Annotated in this window: 17 protein-coding genes and 1 pseudogene; 7 read left to right on the forward strand and 11 right to left on the reverse strand. The window is 73.0% G+C overall.

Annotated features, from left to right (window positions below):
- Positions 1–51: 51 nt before the first annotated feature.
- The 4 genes from BM290_RS02320 to BM290_RS02335 are packed head-to-tail and all read left to right on the forward strand — an operon-like array spanning position 52 to position 4427.
- Positions 52–1362 carry a hypothetical protein gene (locus tag BM290_RS02320; RefSeq protein WP_143133569.1) on the forward strand — a complete coding sequence of 437 codons (1311 nt, stop codon included), beginning with the start codon at positions 52–54 and terminating at the stop codon, positions 1360–1362.
- Positions 1359–2342: a glutamate ABC transporter substrate-binding protein gene (locus BM290_RS02325; RefSeq protein ID WP_093609374.1), complete on the forward strand. Its 984-nt coding sequence runs from the start codon at positions 1359–1361 to the stop codon at positions 2340–2342. The genes BM290_RS02320 and BM290_RS02325 overlap by 4 nt, the downstream gene beginning before the upstream one ends.
- A 46-nt stretch (positions 2343–2388) precedes the next feature.
- Positions 2389–2907 (forward strand): NfeD family protein, encoded by a 519-nt coding sequence (locus BM290_RS02330; protein ID WP_177319538.1) that lies wholly within the window; start codon positions 2389–2391, stop codon positions 2905–2907.
- Positions 2908–2918: 11 nt separating this feature from the next.
- Positions 2919–4427 carry a flotillin family protein gene (locus BM290_RS02335; RefSeq protein WP_093609378.1) on the forward strand — a complete coding sequence of 503 codons (1509 nt, stop codon included), beginning with the start codon at positions 2919–2921 and terminating at the stop codon, positions 4425–4427.
- A gap of 5 nt (positions 4428–4432) precedes the next feature.
- Here BM290_RS02335 and BM290_RS02340 read toward each other — a convergent pair whose 3' ends face one another.
- From BM290_RS02340 to BM290_RS02360, 6 genes and pseudogenes are all read right to left on the reverse strand, one after another.
- The gene (locus BM290_RS02340; RefSeq protein WP_093609380.1) at positions 4433–5017 is read right to left on the reverse strand and encodes a hypothetical protein; all 585 of its coding nucleotides are present in this window, start codon (positions 5015–5017) and stop codon (positions 4433–4435) included.
- A gap of 2 nt (positions 5018–5019) precedes the next feature.
- Positions 5020–6162 carry a lipid-transfer protein gene (locus BM290_RS02345; RefSeq protein WP_093609382.1) on the reverse strand — a complete coding sequence of 381 codons (1143 nt, stop codon included), beginning with the start codon at positions 6160–6162 and terminating at the stop codon, positions 5020–5022.
- Complete coding sequence (locus BM290_RS49465) at positions 6159–6470, reverse strand: hotdog family protein (protein ID WP_239143304.1); 312 nt, start codon at positions 6468–6470, stop codon at positions 6159–6161. Before BM290_RS49465 ends, BM290_RS02345 begins: the two co-directional genes overlap by 4 nt.
- A gap of 48 nt (positions 6471–6518) precedes the next feature.
- Positions 6519–7391, reverse strand: a pseudogene (locus tag BM290_RS02350) (bifunctional MaoC family dehydratase N-terminal/OB-fold nucleic acid binding domain-containing protein); the annotation flags it as partial.
- Positions 7392–7396: 5 nt separating this feature from the next.
- Positions 7397–8539: an acyl-CoA dehydrogenase family protein gene (locus BM290_RS02355; RefSeq protein WP_093609384.1), complete on the reverse strand. Its 1143-nt coding sequence runs from the start codon at positions 8537–8539 to the stop codon at positions 7397–7399.
- On the reverse strand, positions 8524–9576 hold the full coding sequence (locus tag BM290_RS02360) for an acyl-CoA dehydrogenase family protein (protein ID WP_093609386.1): 1053 nt from the start codon (positions 9574–9576) through the stop codon (positions 8524–8526). Before BM290_RS02360 ends, BM290_RS02355 begins: the two co-directional genes overlap by 16 nt.
- A gap of 101 nt (positions 9577–9677) precedes the next feature.
- Here BM290_RS02360 and kstR point away from each other — a divergent pair, with 101 nt between their 5' ends.
- Positions 9678–10307: a cholesterol catabolism transcriptional regulator KstR gene (gene kstR / locus BM290_RS02365; protein WP_093609388.1), complete on the forward strand. Its 630-nt coding sequence runs from the start codon at positions 9678–9680 to the stop codon at positions 10305–10307.
- 73 nt (positions 10308–10380) lie between these two features.
- Here kstR and BM290_RS02370 read toward each other — a convergent pair whose 3' ends face one another.
- Together BM290_RS02370 and kstD are read right to left on the reverse strand one after the other, a co-directional pair.
- Positions 10381–10812, reverse strand: coding sequence for a type II toxin-antitoxin system Rv0910 family toxin (locus tag BM290_RS02370; RefSeq protein WP_093609390.1), 432 nt, complete (start codon positions 10810–10812; stop codon positions 10381–10383).
- A 27-nt stretch (positions 10813–10839) separates the two neighbouring features.
- On the reverse strand, positions 10840–12483 hold the full coding sequence (gene kstD / locus BM290_RS02375) for a 3-oxosteroid 1-dehydrogenase (protein WP_093609392.1): 1644 nt from the start codon (positions 12481–12483) through the stop codon (positions 10840–10842).
- A 110-nt stretch (positions 12484–12593) separates the two neighbouring features.
- Between kstD and BM290_RS02380 the strand changes: the two genes are divergently transcribed.
- Positions 12594–13250, forward strand: a complete 657-nt coding sequence (locus BM290_RS02380) for a PaaI family thioesterase (RefSeq protein ID WP_093609394.1) — start codon at positions 12594–12596, stop codon at positions 13248–13250.
- Here the strand turns inward: BM290_RS02380 and BM290_RS02385 are convergent, their stop codons facing one another.
- On the reverse strand, positions 13251–14429 hold the full coding sequence (locus BM290_RS02385) for a hypothetical protein (RefSeq protein ID WP_093609396.1): 1179 nt from the start codon (positions 14427–14429) through the stop codon (positions 13251–13253).
- Positions 14430–14498: 69 nt separating this feature from the next.
- A complete protein-coding gene (locus BM290_RS02390) occupies positions 14499–15551 on the reverse strand; it encodes a pectinesterase family protein (protein ID WP_093609398.1) in 1053 nt (350 codons plus the stop codon).
- Positions 15552–15677: 126 nt separating this feature from the next.
- On the opposite strand from BM290_RS02390, the gene BM290_RS02395 reads away from it, so the two are divergent.
- Positions 15678–17213 (forward strand): serine hydrolase domain-containing protein, encoded by a 1536-nt coding sequence (locus BM290_RS02395; protein WP_093609400.1) that lies wholly within the window; start codon positions 15678–15680, stop codon positions 17211–17213.
- A gap of 45 nt (positions 17214–17258) precedes the next feature.
- Here BM290_RS02395 and BM290_RS02400 read toward each other — a convergent pair whose 3' ends face one another.
- Entirely contained in the window at positions 17259–18407 is a 1149-nt protein-coding gene (locus BM290_RS02400) for a branched-chain amino acid ABC transporter substrate-binding protein (RefSeq protein ID WP_093609402.1), read from the reverse strand.
- Between the last annotated feature and the right edge of the window lie 28 nt (positions 18408–18435).

The following is an 18435-nucleotide window of genomic DNA, read 5'->3' on the forward strand; positions in this document are numbered from 1 at the left end:
GACGGTGTCGCCGTATCGTGGCCGTCCCACATTGATCACCCGGGGGTGTGCGTGCCGACCCAACTCGCGCCTGCAAGAGAGCTCGCGCCGCCCGGACGGGAGCGACTGCCCACGCCCCGGCTGTACTGGCTGGTCGCGGCCGGGCTGGTGGTGCTGGCGCTGGTCACCGGAGTGGCCGCGGTCGCGGACGTGCGGGAGCGGTCGGCGCTGCTGACCGACGTCGCCGAGGTGAAGGCGCCGATCAGTGTCGACGCGCAGACGTTGTACCGGTCGCTGGCCGAGGCCGACGCGATCGCCGCGACGGCGTTCCTGTCGACCACTGGCGAGTCCGCCACGCTGCGGACCCGGTATCTCGACGGCATCGCGCGGGCCAGCACGGCGCTGACGGTCGCGTTGCGGGACGCCGACGACGACGAGACGGCGCGGCTGCGGGTGGTGGCCGAGCAACTGCCCGTCTACACCGGCCTGGTCGAGACGGCCCGGTCCAACCAGCGTCACGGGGTGCCGCTGGGCGGGGCCTACCTGCGGGAGGCGTCGGGGCTGATGCAGCAGACGATCCTGCCGGCCGCGGCGGGGGTCTTCGACAGCACCCATCGGCGGCTGGTCGGCGAGCAGGAGGAGGCCGACGGGTTCCCCTGGCTGGCCGCGTTCTTCGGGGCGCTGCTCGCCGCGGCGCTGCTGTGGGCGCAGGTGCTGGTGGCCCGCCGCAGCCGGCGCACGTTCAACCTGGGACTGGTGGCGGCGAGCGGCGTCACCGTGCTGGCGCTGCTCTGGTCGGTGGTCGCGCTGGGCGCCTCGACCGGGCGGCTGGAGACCGGGCCGGGCAGCCCGGCGAAGCAGGTGCTGGTGCTGGCCAACGCGGGGCGGGCGGCGCTGCAGGCGCGGGCGAACGAGTCGCTGACGCTGGTGGCGCGCGGCGGCGGGGCGACGTTCGAGACGGAGTTCGTCAGCCAGCTGGACGAGCTGATCGGTGTGGACGGGCAGGGTGGACTGCTCGCCGCGGCGCTGGCCGAGACCGAGGCCGACAGCCGGGTGGCCGTCTTCATCGATCAGGCCCGCACCGAGGCGAACCAGTGGCGCAAGCTGCATCAGGGGGTACGGGCGGCGGACAACGGCGGCGACTGGAACCGCGCGGTGGAGCTGGCGACGGCGACCGGCGAGCAGGACCTGCCGGCGGTGTTCACCCGGCTGGACACGGCGCTGACCGGCGCGCTGGCGGCCGGCAATCAGCAGGTGGACGGGCAGACCGGCGGGGCGGGGAGCGCCCTGACCGGCCTGTCGGCGGGATTCGTCCTGCTCACGGTCGGGTTGATGGTCGCCGTCGGACTGGGTTTCCGCCCACGGATCGGGGAGTACCGATGAGGACGAGGACCGGGGCGGTTGCCGCCCTGTTGACGGTGGCCCTGGTCGCGGCCGGGTGCGGCACCTCCGACGAGCCGTCGCGGCCGGTGGCGGCGGACGCCACGGCGACGGTGCCGCGGCCGCTGAACGTGCAGGACCCGGCGGAGGTCCCGGCGCCGTCGGCGGCGCCGACCTGCAATCCGCGGGCCAGCCTGCGGCCGCCGGCGTCGATGCCGAAGCCGGGCGCCATGCCGGCGAGGAGCACGATGGCGGACATCGCGCAGCGGGGCCGGCTGGTCGTCGGCATCGACCAGAACGCGTACCTCTTCGGGTTCCGTGATCCGGGCACCGGCGAGCTGGTCGGCTTCGAGATCGACTTCGCCCGGGAGATCGCGCGGGCGATCTTCGGTGACCCGTCGAAGGTGCAGTTCCGGGCGATCACCACGGCCGAGCGCATCCCGAAACTGCAGAGCAAGGAGGTCGACCTGGTCATCCGGACCATGTCGATGACCTGTGAGCGCTGGCAGCAGGTGTGGTTCTCCACCGAGTACATCCCGTCCCGGCAGCGGCTGCTGGTCCGTAAGGCCGACAAGATCAAGGACTTCGCGGACCTGCGGAAGAAGAAGGTGTGCGCCACCAAGGGCAGCACCAGCATCGTGACGATCGCGAAGCAGCCGTACGAGCTGGTCCCGGTCAGCACCGACAGCACCCTGGACTGTCTGGTGCTGCTCCAGCAGGGGCAGGTGGACGCGGTCTCGACCATCGACATCCTGCTGGCCGGGCTGGCCGCGCAGGACCCGATGACCGAGGTGACCGGGCAGGCGGTGTCCGACGAGCCGGCCGGGATCGGCATTCCGAAGGGGCAGGAGGACATGACCCGGTTCGTCAACGGGGTGCTGGAGAGGATGCGCTCCGACGGCACCTGGACGGACATCTACGATAAGTGGCTGGAGCAGCGGCTCGGCCCGGCGGATCCGCCCGCGCCGGTGTATCAGGACTGACGTCCGATCATCCGGCAGTGCAGGTGGACGACAGGGGGGACGGCGCGTGCTGACCGCGACGGTGGTGTTCCTGGTGATCGGCGGCGTGGCCGTGGCGGTCCTGGCACTCGCGCTGATCGGCGGCGAGCTTCTGCACTTCGGTCATCCGGAGGCGGGCGGGCCGGTGTCGACCGAGGTGGCGGCCGGTTTTCTGGGGGCGTTCGGGTTCGCCGGCGCCGCCGCGGCCGAGGTGCTCGGCGCCCGTACCGCCGGATCGATCGTCATCGCGGCGGCCGTGGGCGCGCTGGCCGCCGTGCCCGCCGCCTGGCTCGCGTGGCGCCTGTCGCGGGCGGCACGGAACATGCGCACCGACGCGACACCGCAGCGGCAGCATCTGGTCGGCTCGATCGGCGTGGTGGTCACGCCGGTGCCGGCCGGCACGGGCTACGGCGAGGTGCGGGTCCGGCTGGGCGGTCAGCCGGTGAAACTGAACGCGCGCGCCGACCGGGCCATCCCCGCGGGCGCCGAGGTCTTCGTGATCGAGGCGCCGAGCGACACGAGCGTAATCGTCGAGGAAACACCATAGGGAAGGCTCAGATGCCTGGATTGTTGATCGCGATCGGCGGCGGAGTGCTGCTGGTCGTACTACTCGTGGTTTTCATCCTGTCCCGGATCAAGGTGGCCGGGCCGAACGAGGCGTTCATCATCACCGGCCGCAAGGGCAAGGTGACGCAGGGGCTGGACGGCACCAGCAGCACCGACCTGTCCGGGCAGAAGGTCGTGATGGGCGCGTCGGTGTTCGTGCTGCCGGTCGTGCAGAAACTGCAGTCGCTGGACCTGTCCAGCCGCCGCATCGACGTCGGCATCAAGGGCGCGGTGTCGAAGCAGGGCATCCGGGCCGAGCTGCACGGCGTGGCGATCGTGAAGGTCGGCGGCACCGAGGACGCGATCCGCGCGGCCGCCCAGCGGTTCCTGCACCAGCAGTCGGAGATCGAGGACTTCACCCGTGAGGTGCTGGCCGGCGCGCTGCGGTCGATCGTCGGCCGGCTGACCATCGAGGAGATCATCCGGGACCGGGCGGCGTTCGCCAGCGCGGTCGCCGAGGAGGCCGAGCACTCGATGACCAACCAGGGTCTGGTGCTCGACACGTTCCAGCTGCAGGACATCCTGGCCGAGGGGTCGTACCTGCAGGATCTGGGCCGTCCGGAGGCGGCGCGGGTGCTCAAGGACGCGGCCATCGCCGAGGCTCGGGCCCGGCAGGCCGCCGAGCAGGAGCGGCTGCTGGCCGAGGAGGCGATCGCCGAGGCGAACCGGAACCTGTCGCTGAAGCAGGCGGCCATCCAGGCCGAGATCGACGCGGCGAAGGCCCAGTCGGCGGCGGCCGGCCCGCTGGCGCAGGCCGAGCGCGACCAGAAGATCCTCGCCGAGCAGCAGAAGGTGGCCGAGCAGAACGCCGAGCTCAAGCAGCGTCAGCTGGACACCGAGGTGCGCAAGCCGGCGGACGCCGCCCGGTACCGGGTGGAGCAGGAGGCCGAGGCGTCCCGCAGCGCCGCGGTGCTGCACGCCGACGCGCAGCGGCAGGCGACCATCGCCGGCGCGCAGGCGCAGGCCGAGCAGGCCCGCCTGACCGGTGAGGGCGAGCGGGCCCGGCGTGCCGCGCTGGCCGAGGCGCACGCGATCGAGGGCGCCAAGGAGGGTGAGGCGGAGCAGCGGCGGCGGACCGCGATCGCCGAGGCGATCGAGCGGGAGGGCGCGGCCGAGGCCGCGGCGATCCTCGCGAAGGGCCAGGCCGAGGCGGAGGCGATGGCGAAGAAGGCCGAGGCGTTCGCGGCGTACGGCGACGCGGCCGTGATCGACCTGCTGGTGAAGGTGCTGCCGCAGGTCGTCGAGGCGGCCAGCGCCCCGCTCGGCAACGTCGACAAGCTGACCGTGATCTCCACCGACGGGGCGACGTCGCTGACCAAGTCGGTGGCCGGCAACGTGGCGCAGGGTCTGCAGATCGGCACCGACCTGACCGGCATCGACCTGACCGGCCTGCTGGCCCGGCTCGGTGGCGGCAAGGTCAACGGCGACCACCCGGCCGTCGAGGGCAGGGTCCAGGACTGATCGGGTCACCCGGCCGGCAGGCACTTGCCGGCCGGGTCGTTCCGCAGCCGGAGCTGGGTGAAGTCGGTGCCGACCAGCTTGAAGGCGAACACCAGCCGGTCCTTGGGGCAGGTCTTGCTGTCGTCGTCGATGGCGTGGCCGTTGGCCTTGATGACGATCTCGCCGGCGGTGACCTCGACCCCGGTGACCCACGGGCGCCGGAGTTCGGCCGGGGGTCCCTTGAGCAGCGGCTGATCGATCCGCCAGGGCCGCTGCGCCGGGGAGGAGCCGTCGAAGACCTCGACGGTCCCCACGTTGTCGCAGGTACGGACGACGAGCGCGTCGGCGATGCCGTCACCGGTCACGTCGCCGGTCACCACCTGCTGGACGATCGGCTCCTGCGTCTTGTCGTCGCACGGCAGGACGAAGGTGTCCCAGTCGGCGTCCTTTCCGGCGCCCGCCAGGTTGCCGCCGGGCGCCTCGGCCTCGGGCAGCTCGTCGGACGTCTCCGGTGCTGGTGACGCGGACAGTGACGGCTCCGGGTCCGGCTCGGCCTGCTGCGAGGTGCAGCCGGCGAGCAGGGCCAGCGCCAGAATAGGGACAAACCTCATCATTACAGACTAGGGGCGAGGACCAGTCCGCTCGTCGGAACGCCGGTTCCCGCGGTGACCAGCACCGGACCGTCACCCGGCACCTGGTTGACGGCGGTGCCCCGGATCTGGCGGACCGCCTCGGCGATGCCGTTCATGCCGTGGATGTACGCCTCCCCCAGCTGCCCGCCGTGCGGGTTCACCGGCAGGCGGCCACCCAGCTCGACCCCGCCGTCCGCGATCAGGTGCCGGGCCTCACCCCGGGCGCAGAACCCCAACTCCTCCAACTGCATCAGGACGTACGGGGTGAAGTGGTCGTACAACACGGCGGTGCGCACGTCGTGCGGCCGGAACCCGGACCGGTCCCACAGCTGACGCGCCACCACGCCCATCTCCGGCAGCGCGCCCACCTCCGGCCGGTAGTAGCTGGTCATCACGTACTGCCCGGGGCCGCTGCCCTGCGCCGACGCCGCCACCACCACCGCCGGCGGCCGGGGCAGGTCCCGCGCCCGTTCGAGCGAGGTGACGACGACGGCCACCGCCCCGTCGCTCTCCTGGCAGCAGTCGAGCAGCCGCAACGGCTCGGCGATCCACCGGGACGCGCGGTGGTCGTCGAGGGTGATCGGGCGGCCGTGGAACCACGCGTACGGGTTGGTCGCCGCGTGCCGCCGCGCCGCCACCGTGACCCGGCCGAAGTCGTCGGCGCTCGCCCCCGAGTCGTGCAGGTACCGCTGGGCGACCATGGCGACCTGCGCGGCCGGCGTGGCCAGTCCCATCGGGGCGTGCCAGCCGGAGTCCGGATCCGGTGACGCGAAGGCCTGCCCGAACCGGCGGCCGGACCGCTCGTTGAGCGCGCGGTAGCAGACCACCACGTCGGCGAGCCCGGCGCCGACGGCCAGGACCGCCTGCTGCACGACAGCGCACGCGGCGCCTCCGCCGTACCCGATCCGGGTCAGGAAGGTCAGCTCGCCGATGCCGAGCTCCCGGGCGACGGCGATCTCGCTGTTGTTGTCCATCGTGAAGGTGACCAGGCCGGACACGTCGGCGGGACGCAGGCCGGCGTCGTCCAGGGCGGCCCGGATCGCCTCCACGGCCAGGCGCAGCTCGCTGCGGCCGGAGTCCTTGGAGAACTCGGTGGCGCCGATCCCGGCGATCGCGGCGGTCATCTCCGCACCTCCACGGCTCCGGTGACGTGCACCCCGGCGGCGGTCCGGCCGACCACGTCCACCCGATCGCCGAACACCTGGCCGGTGAAGGTCAGAGTGTCGTAGGCGTGGCACGGCGTACCCAGGCGGATCTTGATGCTCTTGATCGTGACGGCGGGGCCGAGCCGGTCGGTGACGAAGCGCTGGACCAGGCCGGTCGTGGTGAGGATGTTGACGAAGATGTCCCGGCCACCGAGGCGGACGGCGGCGTCCCGGTCGTGGTGGACGTTCTGGAAGTCGCGGGTCGCCAGCGCGGTGCTGATGATCATCGTGGGGGTGACGTGCAGCTCCCAGGGGTCCAGGGTGGGCACGTCGGGGCGCCAGACCGGCAGCCCCGAGTCGAACGCCACGCGCACCGGGTCGCCGATCGCCGGGCGCGGGCCGCGATACTCGGCGACCATCCGGGGGCCCTCCTCCAGATCGACGAGCGCGACGGTGTACGGGGCCCGCCGCCCCGGGACCGGCGGATGGTGATGCACGGTCCAGCTGTGGATCGTGCCGGCGCCCGTGGCCACGATGTGCTCCGGCTTGAGGGAGCCGCAGGCGGGGCAGGCCGGGCCGGGCGGGTGCCGCCGGGCGCCGCACTCCCCGCAGCGCTGGATCCGCAGCTCGCCGGCCTCCACGCCGGCCCAGAAGAAGGAGTTGTCGGCCGTGATCACCGGCTGGATCGGCGCGGCCGGCGGTGTCTCCGGCCGCGGCTCCGGCCGGTAGCGCAGTATCCGGAAGGTCATCTCGGCGACCGGCTCGTCCCCCACCAGCCACCTGGTCGCCGTGGTGATGAACCAGCCCTCGCCCAGCGCGGTTCGCTTGGGGCCGTCGACCGACTCCAGCCGGCTGCGAACGGTGACCTCCTCGCCGGCCCGCAGGTATCGGTGGTAGGTCTGGGCCGAGTCGGTCGCCACCACCCCGACCAGCCCCGATCTCTCGCAGAGATCGGACATGGCCTGGAGCGGGTCGCCGGTCGACGGCGGGGCCAGCCCCCGCATCGTCCAGACCTGGATCATCGCGGGTGGCGCGGTGCCGTCGCGCTCGTAGGCCGGATTCGCGTCCCCCATCGCCTCCAGCCAGGACCGGATCATCGGCAGGTTGACCGGATCACGTCCCGGTTTCGCCGCGGTCTCCCCCGCCCGCCGCAACTCGTCCGCCGCCGCCCGCAACTCCGCCGCCGCAGGGGTGCTCTCCGCTGTCATCGGCTTCACCTCGGCACTCTCGGCAGGCCCAGGCCCGCGCTCGCGATGATCTCCCGCTGGATCTCGTTGACCCCGCCGCCGAACGTCAGCACCAGGTCGCGCCGCTCGTGCACGTCGAGCCAGTCGAGCAGCTCGGCCGTCGCCGGATCGCCCGGATCGCCGTGCCGGGCGACGACCTCGGCCAGCTCCTGCCCGAGCCGCAGCACCTGCTCCGACGAGAAGACCTTGGTCGCCGACGCGTCCGCCGGGCCGGGCGCGTCCCCGGCGATCTGCCAGTTGAGCAGCTCGTTCACGCGGCGTGCGGCGTGGGTGCGGGCCAGGGCGCGGCGGACGTCCGCCTTTCCCTGCACCCCCGCGGCGTACGCCCAATCGCGCACCCGGTCGAACAGGGCGCCCACCCGCCCGGCCGGCCCCAGCATCACGCGCTCGTGGTTGAGCTGCGTGGTGATCAGCCGCCACCCGTCGCCCTCACCGCCGACCCGGCGCGCGACCGGCACCCGTACCCCGCTGAGATAGGTGGCGTTGACGTGATGCGTGCCGTCGCAGGTGATGATCGGCGTCCACGAGTAACCGGGATCGCGCGTGTCCACGATCAGGATCGACAGCCCGCGGTGCCGCTGCGCCACCGGGTCGGTGCGGCACGCCAGCCACAGGTAGTCGGCCTCGTGCGCACCGGTGGTGAACGTCTTCTGCCCGTCCACCACGTACTCGTCGCCGTCACGGACGGCCCGGGTCCGCAGCGCCGCGAGGTCGGTGCCCGCCTCGGGCTCGGTGTAGCCGATCGCGAAATGCAGCTCCCCCGCCAGGATCCGGGGCAGGAACTCGCGCCGCTGTTCCCCGGAACCGTGCGCGAGCAGCGTCGGCGCGACCGTCTGCAGGGTGACGGCGGGCAGCGGCACGTCGGCGCGGGCCGCCTCGTCGACGAAGATCTGCTGCTCGGCGTGGCCCAGGCCGCGTCCGCCGTACTCCTCGGGGAAACCCAGGCCCAGCCACCCGTCGCGGCCGAGGCGGGACACCAGGTCGCGGAACGCGGCGCCATGCCGTTCCCGCAGCAGCACGACCCGCTCCGCGGGCGTCAGGACCCCGCGGAGGTACGCCCGGAGCTCGTCGCGCAGCCTGGCCTGATCGTCGGTCAGCTCGATGAACACACGCGCTCCCCCAGGACGGTCAGCCGGTGCTCGCCGCCGCCGAGGAACCGGATCAGGTCCCGGATCAGCGCGGTGTGCCGGTGCAGTGGGTAGTCGGCCGACAGTCCGAGCCCGCCGTGCAGGTGGTGGCAGGTGCGGGCGGCCTGCGGGGCCTCGGCGGTGAGCCACTGGGCGGCGATGTCCAGGTCGTCGCCGGCGTCCCGGCCGGTGCCGAGCCGCCAGAGCGCGCTGGTCACCGCGAGGTGCAGGGTGCGGCTCGCCACGTAGACGTCGGCGATCTGCTGCGCGACGGCCTGGAAGGTGGCCAGCGGCCGGCCGAACTGCTCCCGTGTCCGCACGTGCTCCGCGGTCAGCGTCAGCGCCCCGGCCAGCGCTCCGTCGCCCAGCGCACACGCCCCTGCGAGTGCGAGGCGATGCAGGTCGGCGTGGCAATCCGCAGACGCCACGGCTCCACCGCGCTCCCGCGCCCCGCCGCGCTCGGCCGCCTCGCCCCGGGGTGGTCCGGACCCGTCGCCGCCCAGGAGCTGTACGGGGGCGTCGTGCAGGTAGAGGATGCCGCCGGTCAGGGTGACGCCGGGAGCGGCCGGGTCGACGATCACGACGGCCGGGCCGGCGACCGTGACCAGCAGCCGGTCGGCGGCGGTGACGCCGGTCTTGACGCCGGTGACCGTGCCGTCCGGGCCGAGCGTGGTGCGGGGCGCGGCCGGCAGCGGGTCGCCCGGCTCGGCGATCGCGGCGCCCAGGGTGCGGCCGGTCAGCAGGTCGTCCTGTTGCGCCGGGGCGCCCCAGCGGGCGACCGCCGGGACGCCGAGCGCCAGGTGGCCGAGGGCGGGGACGTCGACGGCGCGGCGGCCGATCTCGGTGAGCACGAGCGCGGTCTCCAGCACGCCGAGACCGGCCCCGCCGAGACGCTCCGGAACGGCGAGCGTGAGGAGCCCGGCCTGCCCCAGATCGGCCCACGGCTTGTCACTCCCGGCCAGCACCTCGGCCGCCAGACGGGCGATCGCGTCCTGCGTCTCGTCCAGCCGGAAATCCATGAGACTGATTAGAACACGTTTCAGTTTACGGTCGCCACCGCCGGGCGACACAGGGAAGCAACGTGCCGTTGCTAGGCTTGATTCACCGAGAAGGAGTGGCCATGGCAGCAGCGAGAACGGGTACCACTACGCGCAGTGCTCTTGCGGGCTCTGACGTCGAGCAGGGTTCGGCCGCACAGCGTGACCGGCGGCGGCGGATCCTCGAGGCGACGCTCGCGCTGGCCTCCAAGGGCGGTTACGACGCGGTGCAGATGCGCACGGTCGCGGAGCGGGCCGGGGTCGCCCTGGGCACGCTCTACCGCTACTTCCCGTCGAAGATCCACCTGCTCGTGTCGGCGCTGGCGTCGGAGTTCGAGACGATCCAGGAGAAGCTCGGGCGCAAACCCATTCCGGGCGATACGCCGTACGACCGGATGATCTTCGTTCTCGGCCGGATGACCCGGGCCATGCAGCGGGAGCCGTTGCTCGCCGAGGCCATGACGCGGGCCTTCATGTTCGCCGACCCGTCGGCGTCGGCCGAGGTCAACGCGGTGGCCCGGCTGATGGAGGACATGTTCACCCGCGCCATGCACGCCGACGCCGACGTCGAGCCGTCCGCCGACGACCGGGCGAAGGCGCGGGTGATCGGCGACGTGTGGCTGTCCAACCTGGTGGCCTGGGTGACCCGCCGGGCGTCCGCCAACGACGTGGTCAACCACCTGGAGCTGGCCACCCGCCTGCTGCTGCACTGACGGTCCCGCGCCACGCGCAGCCCACCCGGCCCGGCCTCGAGTCGCGCCGGGCCGGGTCCGGGCCGCGCCGCCGTCAGGCGACCAGGGCGGTCAGCTTCTCGAGGGCCTGCTTGGCGGCCGGGCCGGCCTGCTTCTCCAGCATCGCGGCCATCGGGCCGTTCAGGGCCGGGCCGGCGAACTCCATCTCGTAGGTGATCTTCGAACCGGCCCCGTCGGGCTCGATCAGGAAACGGTTCTTGGCCTTGACGCCCATCGGGCCGTCGCCGGCCATCTCCAGGTGATGCGGGGCGTCGGCCGTGACGACCTTCCAGGCCATCTCGGCGGGCATGCCCATCAGCTTCACCTTCTGCTTGTACGTGGCGCCCTCCGTCACCGCGGCCGGCAGGTCACCGGTGAAGCCCTGGTGCATGCTGTTCCACTCGGGGGTCCGGGGCAGATCGGTGACGACCTGCCACACCTTGTCGGGCTCGGCCGCGGAGTTCGCCGAGACGGTCACCTTGGGCATGATGTTCCTCCTGTCGATCGCTGACGGTCAGGCGCCGGCCGCGATGTCGAGGCCGGCCACGTGTCCGAAGGTCATCGCCGGGCCGAGGGTCGATCCGGCGCCGGCGTAGCTGTGGCCCATGACGGCGGCGCTGGCATTGCCGGCCGCGTACAGGCCGGGGATGACCGTGCCGTCGGGGCGCGTCACGCGGGCGCGGGCGTCGGTGAGCAGGCCGCCCTTGGTGCCCAGATCACCGGGGACGATCTTGAAGGCGTAGTACGGCGGCAGCCAGATCGGCGCGAGGCACGGACTCGGCAGGTTGACCGGGTCGGCGAAGTAGGCGTCGTAGACACTGTCCCCGCGGTGGAAGTCGGGATCACGGCCGGCCCGGGCCTGCGTGTTGAACCGGCTGATCGTCGCGCTCAGCGCCGCCGCGGGCACGCCGATCTTCGCGGCCAGCCCGCTTATCGTCCAGTCCTTGACCAGGGCGCCCGAGGCGTACCAGTCGTCGGGGTAGGGCAGCAGCGGCGCCAGGTCCTTGAACAGGTACCGGTTGCGGTAGTCCTGGTCGGTGATCATCCAGCAGGGCACGTGACCCTTGGCGTACATGGTGTGCACGACGTCGCTGTAGGGGGCGGCCTCGTTGACGAACCGTTTCCCGGCCTGGTTGACGAAGACGGTGCCGGGCAGGGTGCGCTCGGAGAGGCAGAACCACGGCTCGCCGGGCAGCGGGATCATCGGCCCCCACCAGGCGTCGTCCATCAGGGCGAGGGCGGCGCCGGCCCGTTCCCCCGCCTCGATGCCGTCGCCGGTGTTGGAGCCGGCGCCGATGGTCCAGTCGGTGCCGATCGGCGCGGCCTGGAACTGCTTGCGCATCCGCTCGTTGTGCTCGAACCCGCCGCTGGCGACGACCACGCCACGCCGGGCCCGGATCAGCGTCTCGGCGCCGTCGTGGCGGGCCAGCACCCCGGTGACCCGGCCGTTCTCCACGTGCAGGTCGAGCAGCGGGGTGTCCAGCCAGACCGGCACGCCGGCCGCGATCAGCCCGGCCCGCAGCCCGCCGGCCAGCGCCTGGCCCATGGTGACCGGCTTCTGCCCCTGGGCGGCCGCCTGCAGGTAGCGCCAGAGGATCTCGGTGGCCACGGCCAGGCCGCGCGGGTGGCGGGCGACCAGGGACAGCCACTTGTAGTCGACCGTGTAGACCACGGTGCCGGCCGGGCTGGCCTGGTAGGGGCCGTTGAGGCGGGCCAGCTCGTCGCCGAGGACGTTCGCGTCGAGGGCCTTCGGCTCGATCGAGCGGCCGTTCGGCATCCCGCCGGGCAGCTCGGGATAGTAGTCGGGGTAGCCCTCCATCCACGCGAACCGCAGTGGCGTCCACTTCTGCAGGTAGGCGATGGCGCGCGGGCCGTAGGTGAGGAAGGCCTGGCGGCGGGCGGCGGGCACCTCGGGCCCGACCACGGCGGCCAGGTAGGTGTCGGCCTTGGCGAACGTGTCGGGCACGCCGGCGGCGAGCAGGACGTCGTTGTTCGGCACCCAGATCCCGGAGCCGGAACGGGCCGACGATCCACCGTAGACAGACGCTTTTTCGATGAGAACCGTGTTCAGCCCGGAGCGGGCCGTGGTCAGCGCGGCTGTCATGCCGGCGGCGCCGGCACCCACCACGACCACGTCGTACTCCACGGTGACCGCCATGGCATCCCCATCCGCCGTGTCGTTTACCCCTCCGCAATAACTAGAACAGGTTATAGCAGTGTGATGAGATTCACTAGGTCCGATGGCGCGGCGTATAGCAGCCTGTTGCTGTGAGCGAGATCGAGAACGGCCAGGGACTCCAGGCCCGCCGGGCGGCCATCACCGACCTGGGCGACGCGCTGCGGCTGCTGATCGAGCAGGCGACGGCCACCGAGGCGCCGACCGCCGACCTGCTCCGGGCGGCCGCGCTGATCCGGCAGGCGGGGGCGCCCCTCGGCGAGCGGGCACGGGGCCGTTTCGAGACCGCGTCCGCCGACGACCTGCTCGGCGGGGTGCGCCTCTACAACCCGGTGACCGGGGGTGGCAGCGCGTTCGCGCCGCCTCTGGAGATCCACCGGGACGGTGACGTCGCGGTCGGCTCGTGCACGCTCGGCCGGGCCTTCGAGGGGCCGCCCAGCTTCGCGCACGGCGGGGTCAGCGCGATGCTGCTCGACCAGATGCTCGGCTACGCGTGCGGCATGTCCGGCCACCCGGGCATGACGGTGCAGCTCGACACCGCCTATCGGCAGCCGGTGCCGCTCTACACGCCGCTGCGGCTGACCGCGCGGGTGGCCGCCGTGGACCGGCGGGTGATCACCGCGACCGGGACTATCGCCACCGCGGAGGACCCGGCGTCGATCCTGGTCAGGGCGACCGGCACCTTCGTGGCGCTGCTGCCCGAGCAGGCGCAACGACTGTTCGGCCCGGTGATGGGCCGCGGCCGCTGACTACTCCGCCACCCGGCGCATGAGGTCGACGCCGTCGGCGTCACCGATCCGGGCCAGCGCGCGCTCCCGCAGCTCGGGCGGCAGAGCGGTGCGCTCGGTCAGCCACGTCACCCAGGCCGGCAGCAGGGCGAGCAACTCGTCGGCGCCCTCCCGGTACTCGTCGCGGATCTGGTGCGACACCGACGCGATCCGGTGCGGCGAGCAGGTGTCGAAGAGGGCGGGCGCCGCCGCGGGCCACGAGTCGAAGATCTCCTCGGCGAGGCCCTGCAGACCGGCCGGCTCGGGCGCCCCGCCCCACTGCCGCCACCACCCGACGAACTGGTCCGGGCCCAGGTCGAGGGCCGTCTCCCGGACGTCGAGGCGCAGCACCGGCGGCAGGTCCAGGACCACCTCGGCCAGGCGGCGGCAGCGATGGTACTCGGTGAACTGCTCGGCCGACTCGCCGCCGAGCGCGGAGATCTCCCGCGATCGGGGCAACAGGTCGGTCAGCAGGCCCGAGTCGTCGACCCGCCGCCACGACGTGCCGCCGGCCGCGAAGGCGCCCACCCCGACCTGCCAGGCGGCCAGCGCCTCCTCCGGCGAGGCGTAGAAACCGGCGTGCACCGTCAGCGGGACGAAGGCGCACGCGTCGATGTCCCACAGGTACCAGCGGACCGGGCCCTCCGGCGTGACGAACGGGGCGAGCACGGCGAACCGGCTGCCGTACCGGTCGTCGGTCCAGCGGATCTCGCCGGCCACCTCCGGGTCCGGCGACTCCAGACCGGTCCGGGCCAGCAGCGGCGACGGCAGGATCCCGGCCAGCGTGGCCAGCACGCGCCGGGCCGGCTCGTCGTCGCCCGCCTCGGTCAGGACCGCGGCCAGGGCGGTGACCAGGTGGTCCGGCCCGACATACTCCTCGACGGGCCGCGTGCCCAGGCCGGCGAGCAGCGGGCCGAGCCGGGCGCACAGCTCGTCCTCCAGGGCGGTGCCGGCCCGCGACGAGGTCCGCAGGGCGGCGGCCAGCGCCGCGGCGTGCGGGCGGGCCAGCTCGGTACGCATCACCCAGCCCTGCTCGTACCCGGCGGCCACCTCACGCAGCGACTGCGCCATCCGCACCTGCCGGGTGTGCGCGCGCCGGCGCTCGGCCCGGACCGCGGCGGTGGACTTCGACGACTTCTTACGTTTCCGAGAGACCGGCACCGGCCGAGAATATGTGGCGTTCTCGGCCCGGTCCCGTCGTCGTCACCCGCACGGGCGTCTATCCGCTTTCTAACAGCGCTCGGGCTTCCACCCGTCCGGGCCGCGCAGGAACGCCTCGATCGTGCTCGATGCGGCCTGCTCGCCGGTCAGCTGCGGGCGGTTCGCCGAGACCAGCGCGCCGGGACCGTGGTTGCGGTACTCGGCGAACCGGGCCTCCTCCCACGGCCACGTGCCGAAGGCGCTCCAGGCGAGGTCGGGGATGTGCGTGCCGATCCACGACCGCCGGATGATCGTCTGCCCGATCGCGTTCGGGTCGTTGTTCGGGTGCCACGGCCGGCCCAGGAACACCGTCCCGGCGGGGGCGTCCGAGGTGAACCGGCAGTGGTCGAAGAGGAGCCCATGCGGGTTGCCGATGTCGGTGCTCGGGGCGGTGACGTACCCGTTCGGGGTGCTCCCCCGGTTCAGCGAGTGGATGCGGCAGCGGTCGAACACCGCGGTGGCCCGGCCGAAGATGAAGTCGACGTCGCCCTCCACATAGCAGTCGCGCAGGTAGACCCGGGCGATCACGCCGGCCGCGCTGCTGTTGACGTAGAGGGTGTCCTGATTGGCCAGGAACCGCACCCGCTCGAAGACCAGCCGGTCGGCGCGGGTGAGCATGGCGACCGCCTGCCGGCCGGTGATCTCCGGGTGCGCGGCCTCGTCGAAGAGGTTGGCGAAGGTCAGGTTCGAGGCCCGGAACCCGGCGCCGTCCACGGTCACCGACGCGCTGCCCGAGGTGCCCCAGGTGCCGCCGCCCGGTTTCGGGGTGCCGTTGGCGCGGTCGTCGGCGATCACCACGTCCTCCGGGCGGCGGCCCAGGCCGCGCAGCTCGATCAGGGTCTTGGCGGACGGGACGATCACCTGCCCGAGGTACGTGCCGGGGCGTACGCCGATGACGAAGGGCTCGGTGGCGCCGGCCGGCGCCGCGTCGATCGCCGCCTGGATCGCGGTGTGGTCACCGGTGCCGTCGGCCGCCACGACCAGGTCCGGGCGCCGCCAGCCGGCGGAGGCCGGCGCCGGCAGCAGGCCGGTGGCCACGATTCCCAGGCCGGAGGACATGCCGAGGAAGGTACGCCGTCGCATACCACTCTCCTACTTGACGATGGGGATTGCGCTGGGGGAAAGCGCTTTCCTCAGCACGTTAGGGCAGCCATCGGCCGACGTCAACGAAATCTTCGGACCAGTGACAGCGGTGGATAGAGTGGGGCGATGAGCGAGCCGGTGACGCGAAGGGCCCTGCTGTTCGGCGCGGCGGGAGGGGTGACGGCCGCGGCCGTCGGCTCCCCGGCCACCGCCGGATCCGGCGCCGGGGTCCCCCGCCTCGTGCGGGAGCTGGAGGAGAAGATCCGGGCCGGGATGGCCGCCTACGGGATTCCGGGGGTGTCCTACGGGCTCCACCACCGCGGCCTGGAGTATGTGGGCGGCTTCGGGGTGACCGACGTGTCGGCGCCGCAGCCGGTCGACGGCGACACCCTCTTCCGGATCGCCTCGACCACCAAGACCTTCACCGGCACGGCGATCATGCGCCTGGTCGAGCGCGGCCGCCTCGATCTGGACCGGACGGTGCGCGGCTACCTGCCCGGGTTCCGGACCGCGGACGCGGCGGCGTCCCGGCGGGTCACCCTGCGCCAGACGCTGAACCACAGCCCGGGGTGGCTCGGCGACTCCTTCGTGGACACCGGCTCCGGTGACGACGCGCTGGAGCGGTATGTGGCGGCGATGGCCACGCTGCCGCAGCTGACCGAGCCGGGGCGGGTGTTCGCCTACAACAACGCGGCGATCGGGGTGGCGGGGCGGATCCTGGAGGTGGCGACCGGGCAGGTCTACGAGGACGCCCTGCGATCACTGGTGCTGGAGCCGCTGAGCCTGCGGCAGAGCGCGTTCGCGCCTCAGGACGTTCCGGGGGCGCGCGTGGCCGTACCCCATGGATTTGATCAAGAGGGAAACGTCGTGGCCGTGCCGGAGGCGCTGGCCATCCCCCGCAGCCTGCATTCCTTCGGCGGGTTGTTCTCCAGCGCGCGGGACCAGCTGCGGTGGGCGCGTTTCCATCTCGGCGACGGCTCGCCGCTGCTGCAACGGCGGTCGTTGCGGGCCATGCGCTGGCGTCCGGGGCCGGCCGGCGTGCTGTTCGTGGAGATCGACGGGGCCGGGGTGACGTGGATGCTGCGGCCGACCGCCGAGGGGCCGCGGGTCGTGCAGCACGGCGGTGACCTGGGCGGGCAGCACTCCGGTTTCCTGTTCGTGCCGGAGCGTGACTTCGCGCTGACCGTGCTGACCAACTCGGAGGGCGGGCCGCAGCTGCTGGCCGAGCTGTTCGCCGACGACTGGGCGCTGAGCCGGTTCGCCGGGCTGCACAACCTGCCGGCCCGGCCCCGGGCGCTGACCCCGGCGGAGCTGGCGCCCTACGAGGGACGCTACGTGGCGCAGCAGATCGGCACCGACGGGTCGCCGGCCTCGCTGGAGCTGGAGCTGGTCGGCGCGGGTGGGCGGCTGAGCGCGCGGGCCGGCGGGCAGGAGGCGCTGGTGCTGCCGTTCTACCGCCGTGACCGGGTGCTGGCGTGGGCCCCCGACGGCGCCGACACGTACACCCGCGGCGACTTCGTGCGGGATGCGGACGGCTCGGTGGGCTGGTTCCGGTTCAGCGGCCGGCTGTTCCGGCGCCACCCGCTCGGCACGGCGTCCCCGCGGGCCGCGGCGCCGGCGACGCTGGTCCCGGGCACGCTGCCGCACCCGCCGCTGCGCTGACCCCCAGTTCGTGAGCCGGCCGGCTCAACAAGCAGCCCGGCCGGCTCACGAGCCGAGAGTGAACACCTTGCCGTTCGCCTTGAGCATGAGGAACTTGGGCACGGTCCGGGTGCCGTCGGCGCGGAAGCCGACCTTGCCCGAGAGGCCCAGGTAGTCGGTGGCGGCCAGGGCGGCCCGCAGCGCCTGGGCGTCGGTGCTGCCGGCCCGCCGGAGCGCGTCGAGCGCCACCATCACGGCGTCGTACGCCTCAGCCGTCGACGGCCCCGGCTCCTCGTGGTAGGCCGCCTGGTACCGCCGCGCCCAGTCCCCCAGCTCGGGCATGAACTCGGGGACGAGCAGCGCGGTGCCGTACACGTCGCGGCTCTGCTCGGCGGTCAGGTCGGTCAGCAGCGGGCCGTCGGTGGCGCCGTCGCCGACGATCACCGTGCGGGTGTAGCCCTCCGCCCGCAGGTCCTTGATCAGCTGGTTGGCCTCGCCGTAGTAGCCGGTGTAGTAGACGATGTCGGCCTTGCTGCCGACGATCGAGCGGGCGATCCGCCGGTAGTCGCTGGAGCCCTGGCTCAGCTTCAGCTCGCTGACCACGGCCGGCGTGCCGACCTCGCGGGCCCGCGCGACCGTCGACTCGGCCAGGGTCACCGGGAAGCTGGTGCCGTCGTGGGCGACCGCCAGCCTGGTGCCGCCGAGCTTCTTCATCCAGTCGACGGCGAACTCGGCCTCGGCGGTGACCGTGCCGCACATCAGGAACACGGTGTCGTAGCGGGGCGCGATCAGGTCGGTCGAGTTGGCCTGCGCGATGATCATCGGAATGCCGGCGTCCCGGAAGATCTTCAGGGTGGGCACCACGGCGCTGCTGCAGTAGCCGCCGACGGAGAGCACCACGTTCTTCTTGAGCACGGTCTGGGCGGCGGTGACCGCGGTGCCGGGATCACAGGCGTCGTCCTCGACCACCAGCTCCACCTTGCGCCCGAGCACCCCACCGGCAGCGTTGGCCTCGTCGATCGCGAGTTTCGCGCCGTTGAGCATCGCCTCGCCGGAGTAGCTGCTGCGCCCGGTGATCGGCAGGAGGCTGGCGAGCCGGATGGTGTCGGCCGATGCCGCCGGGGACGCGGCCGTCTCCGGTGCGCCCTCCGCGCCGCAGGCGGACAGACCGGCCAGCAGCACGACGGCGGCGAGGGCGGCGAGGCTTCTGGGCACGGCCTTCTCCGATCGGTGGTCTCACCGG

The organism is Actinoplanes philippinensis (assembly GCF_900113015.1).
GTDB classification, from domain to species: domain Bacteria; phylum Actinomycetota; class Actinomycetes; order Mycobacteriales; family Micromonosporaceae; genus Actinoplanes; species Actinoplanes philippinensis.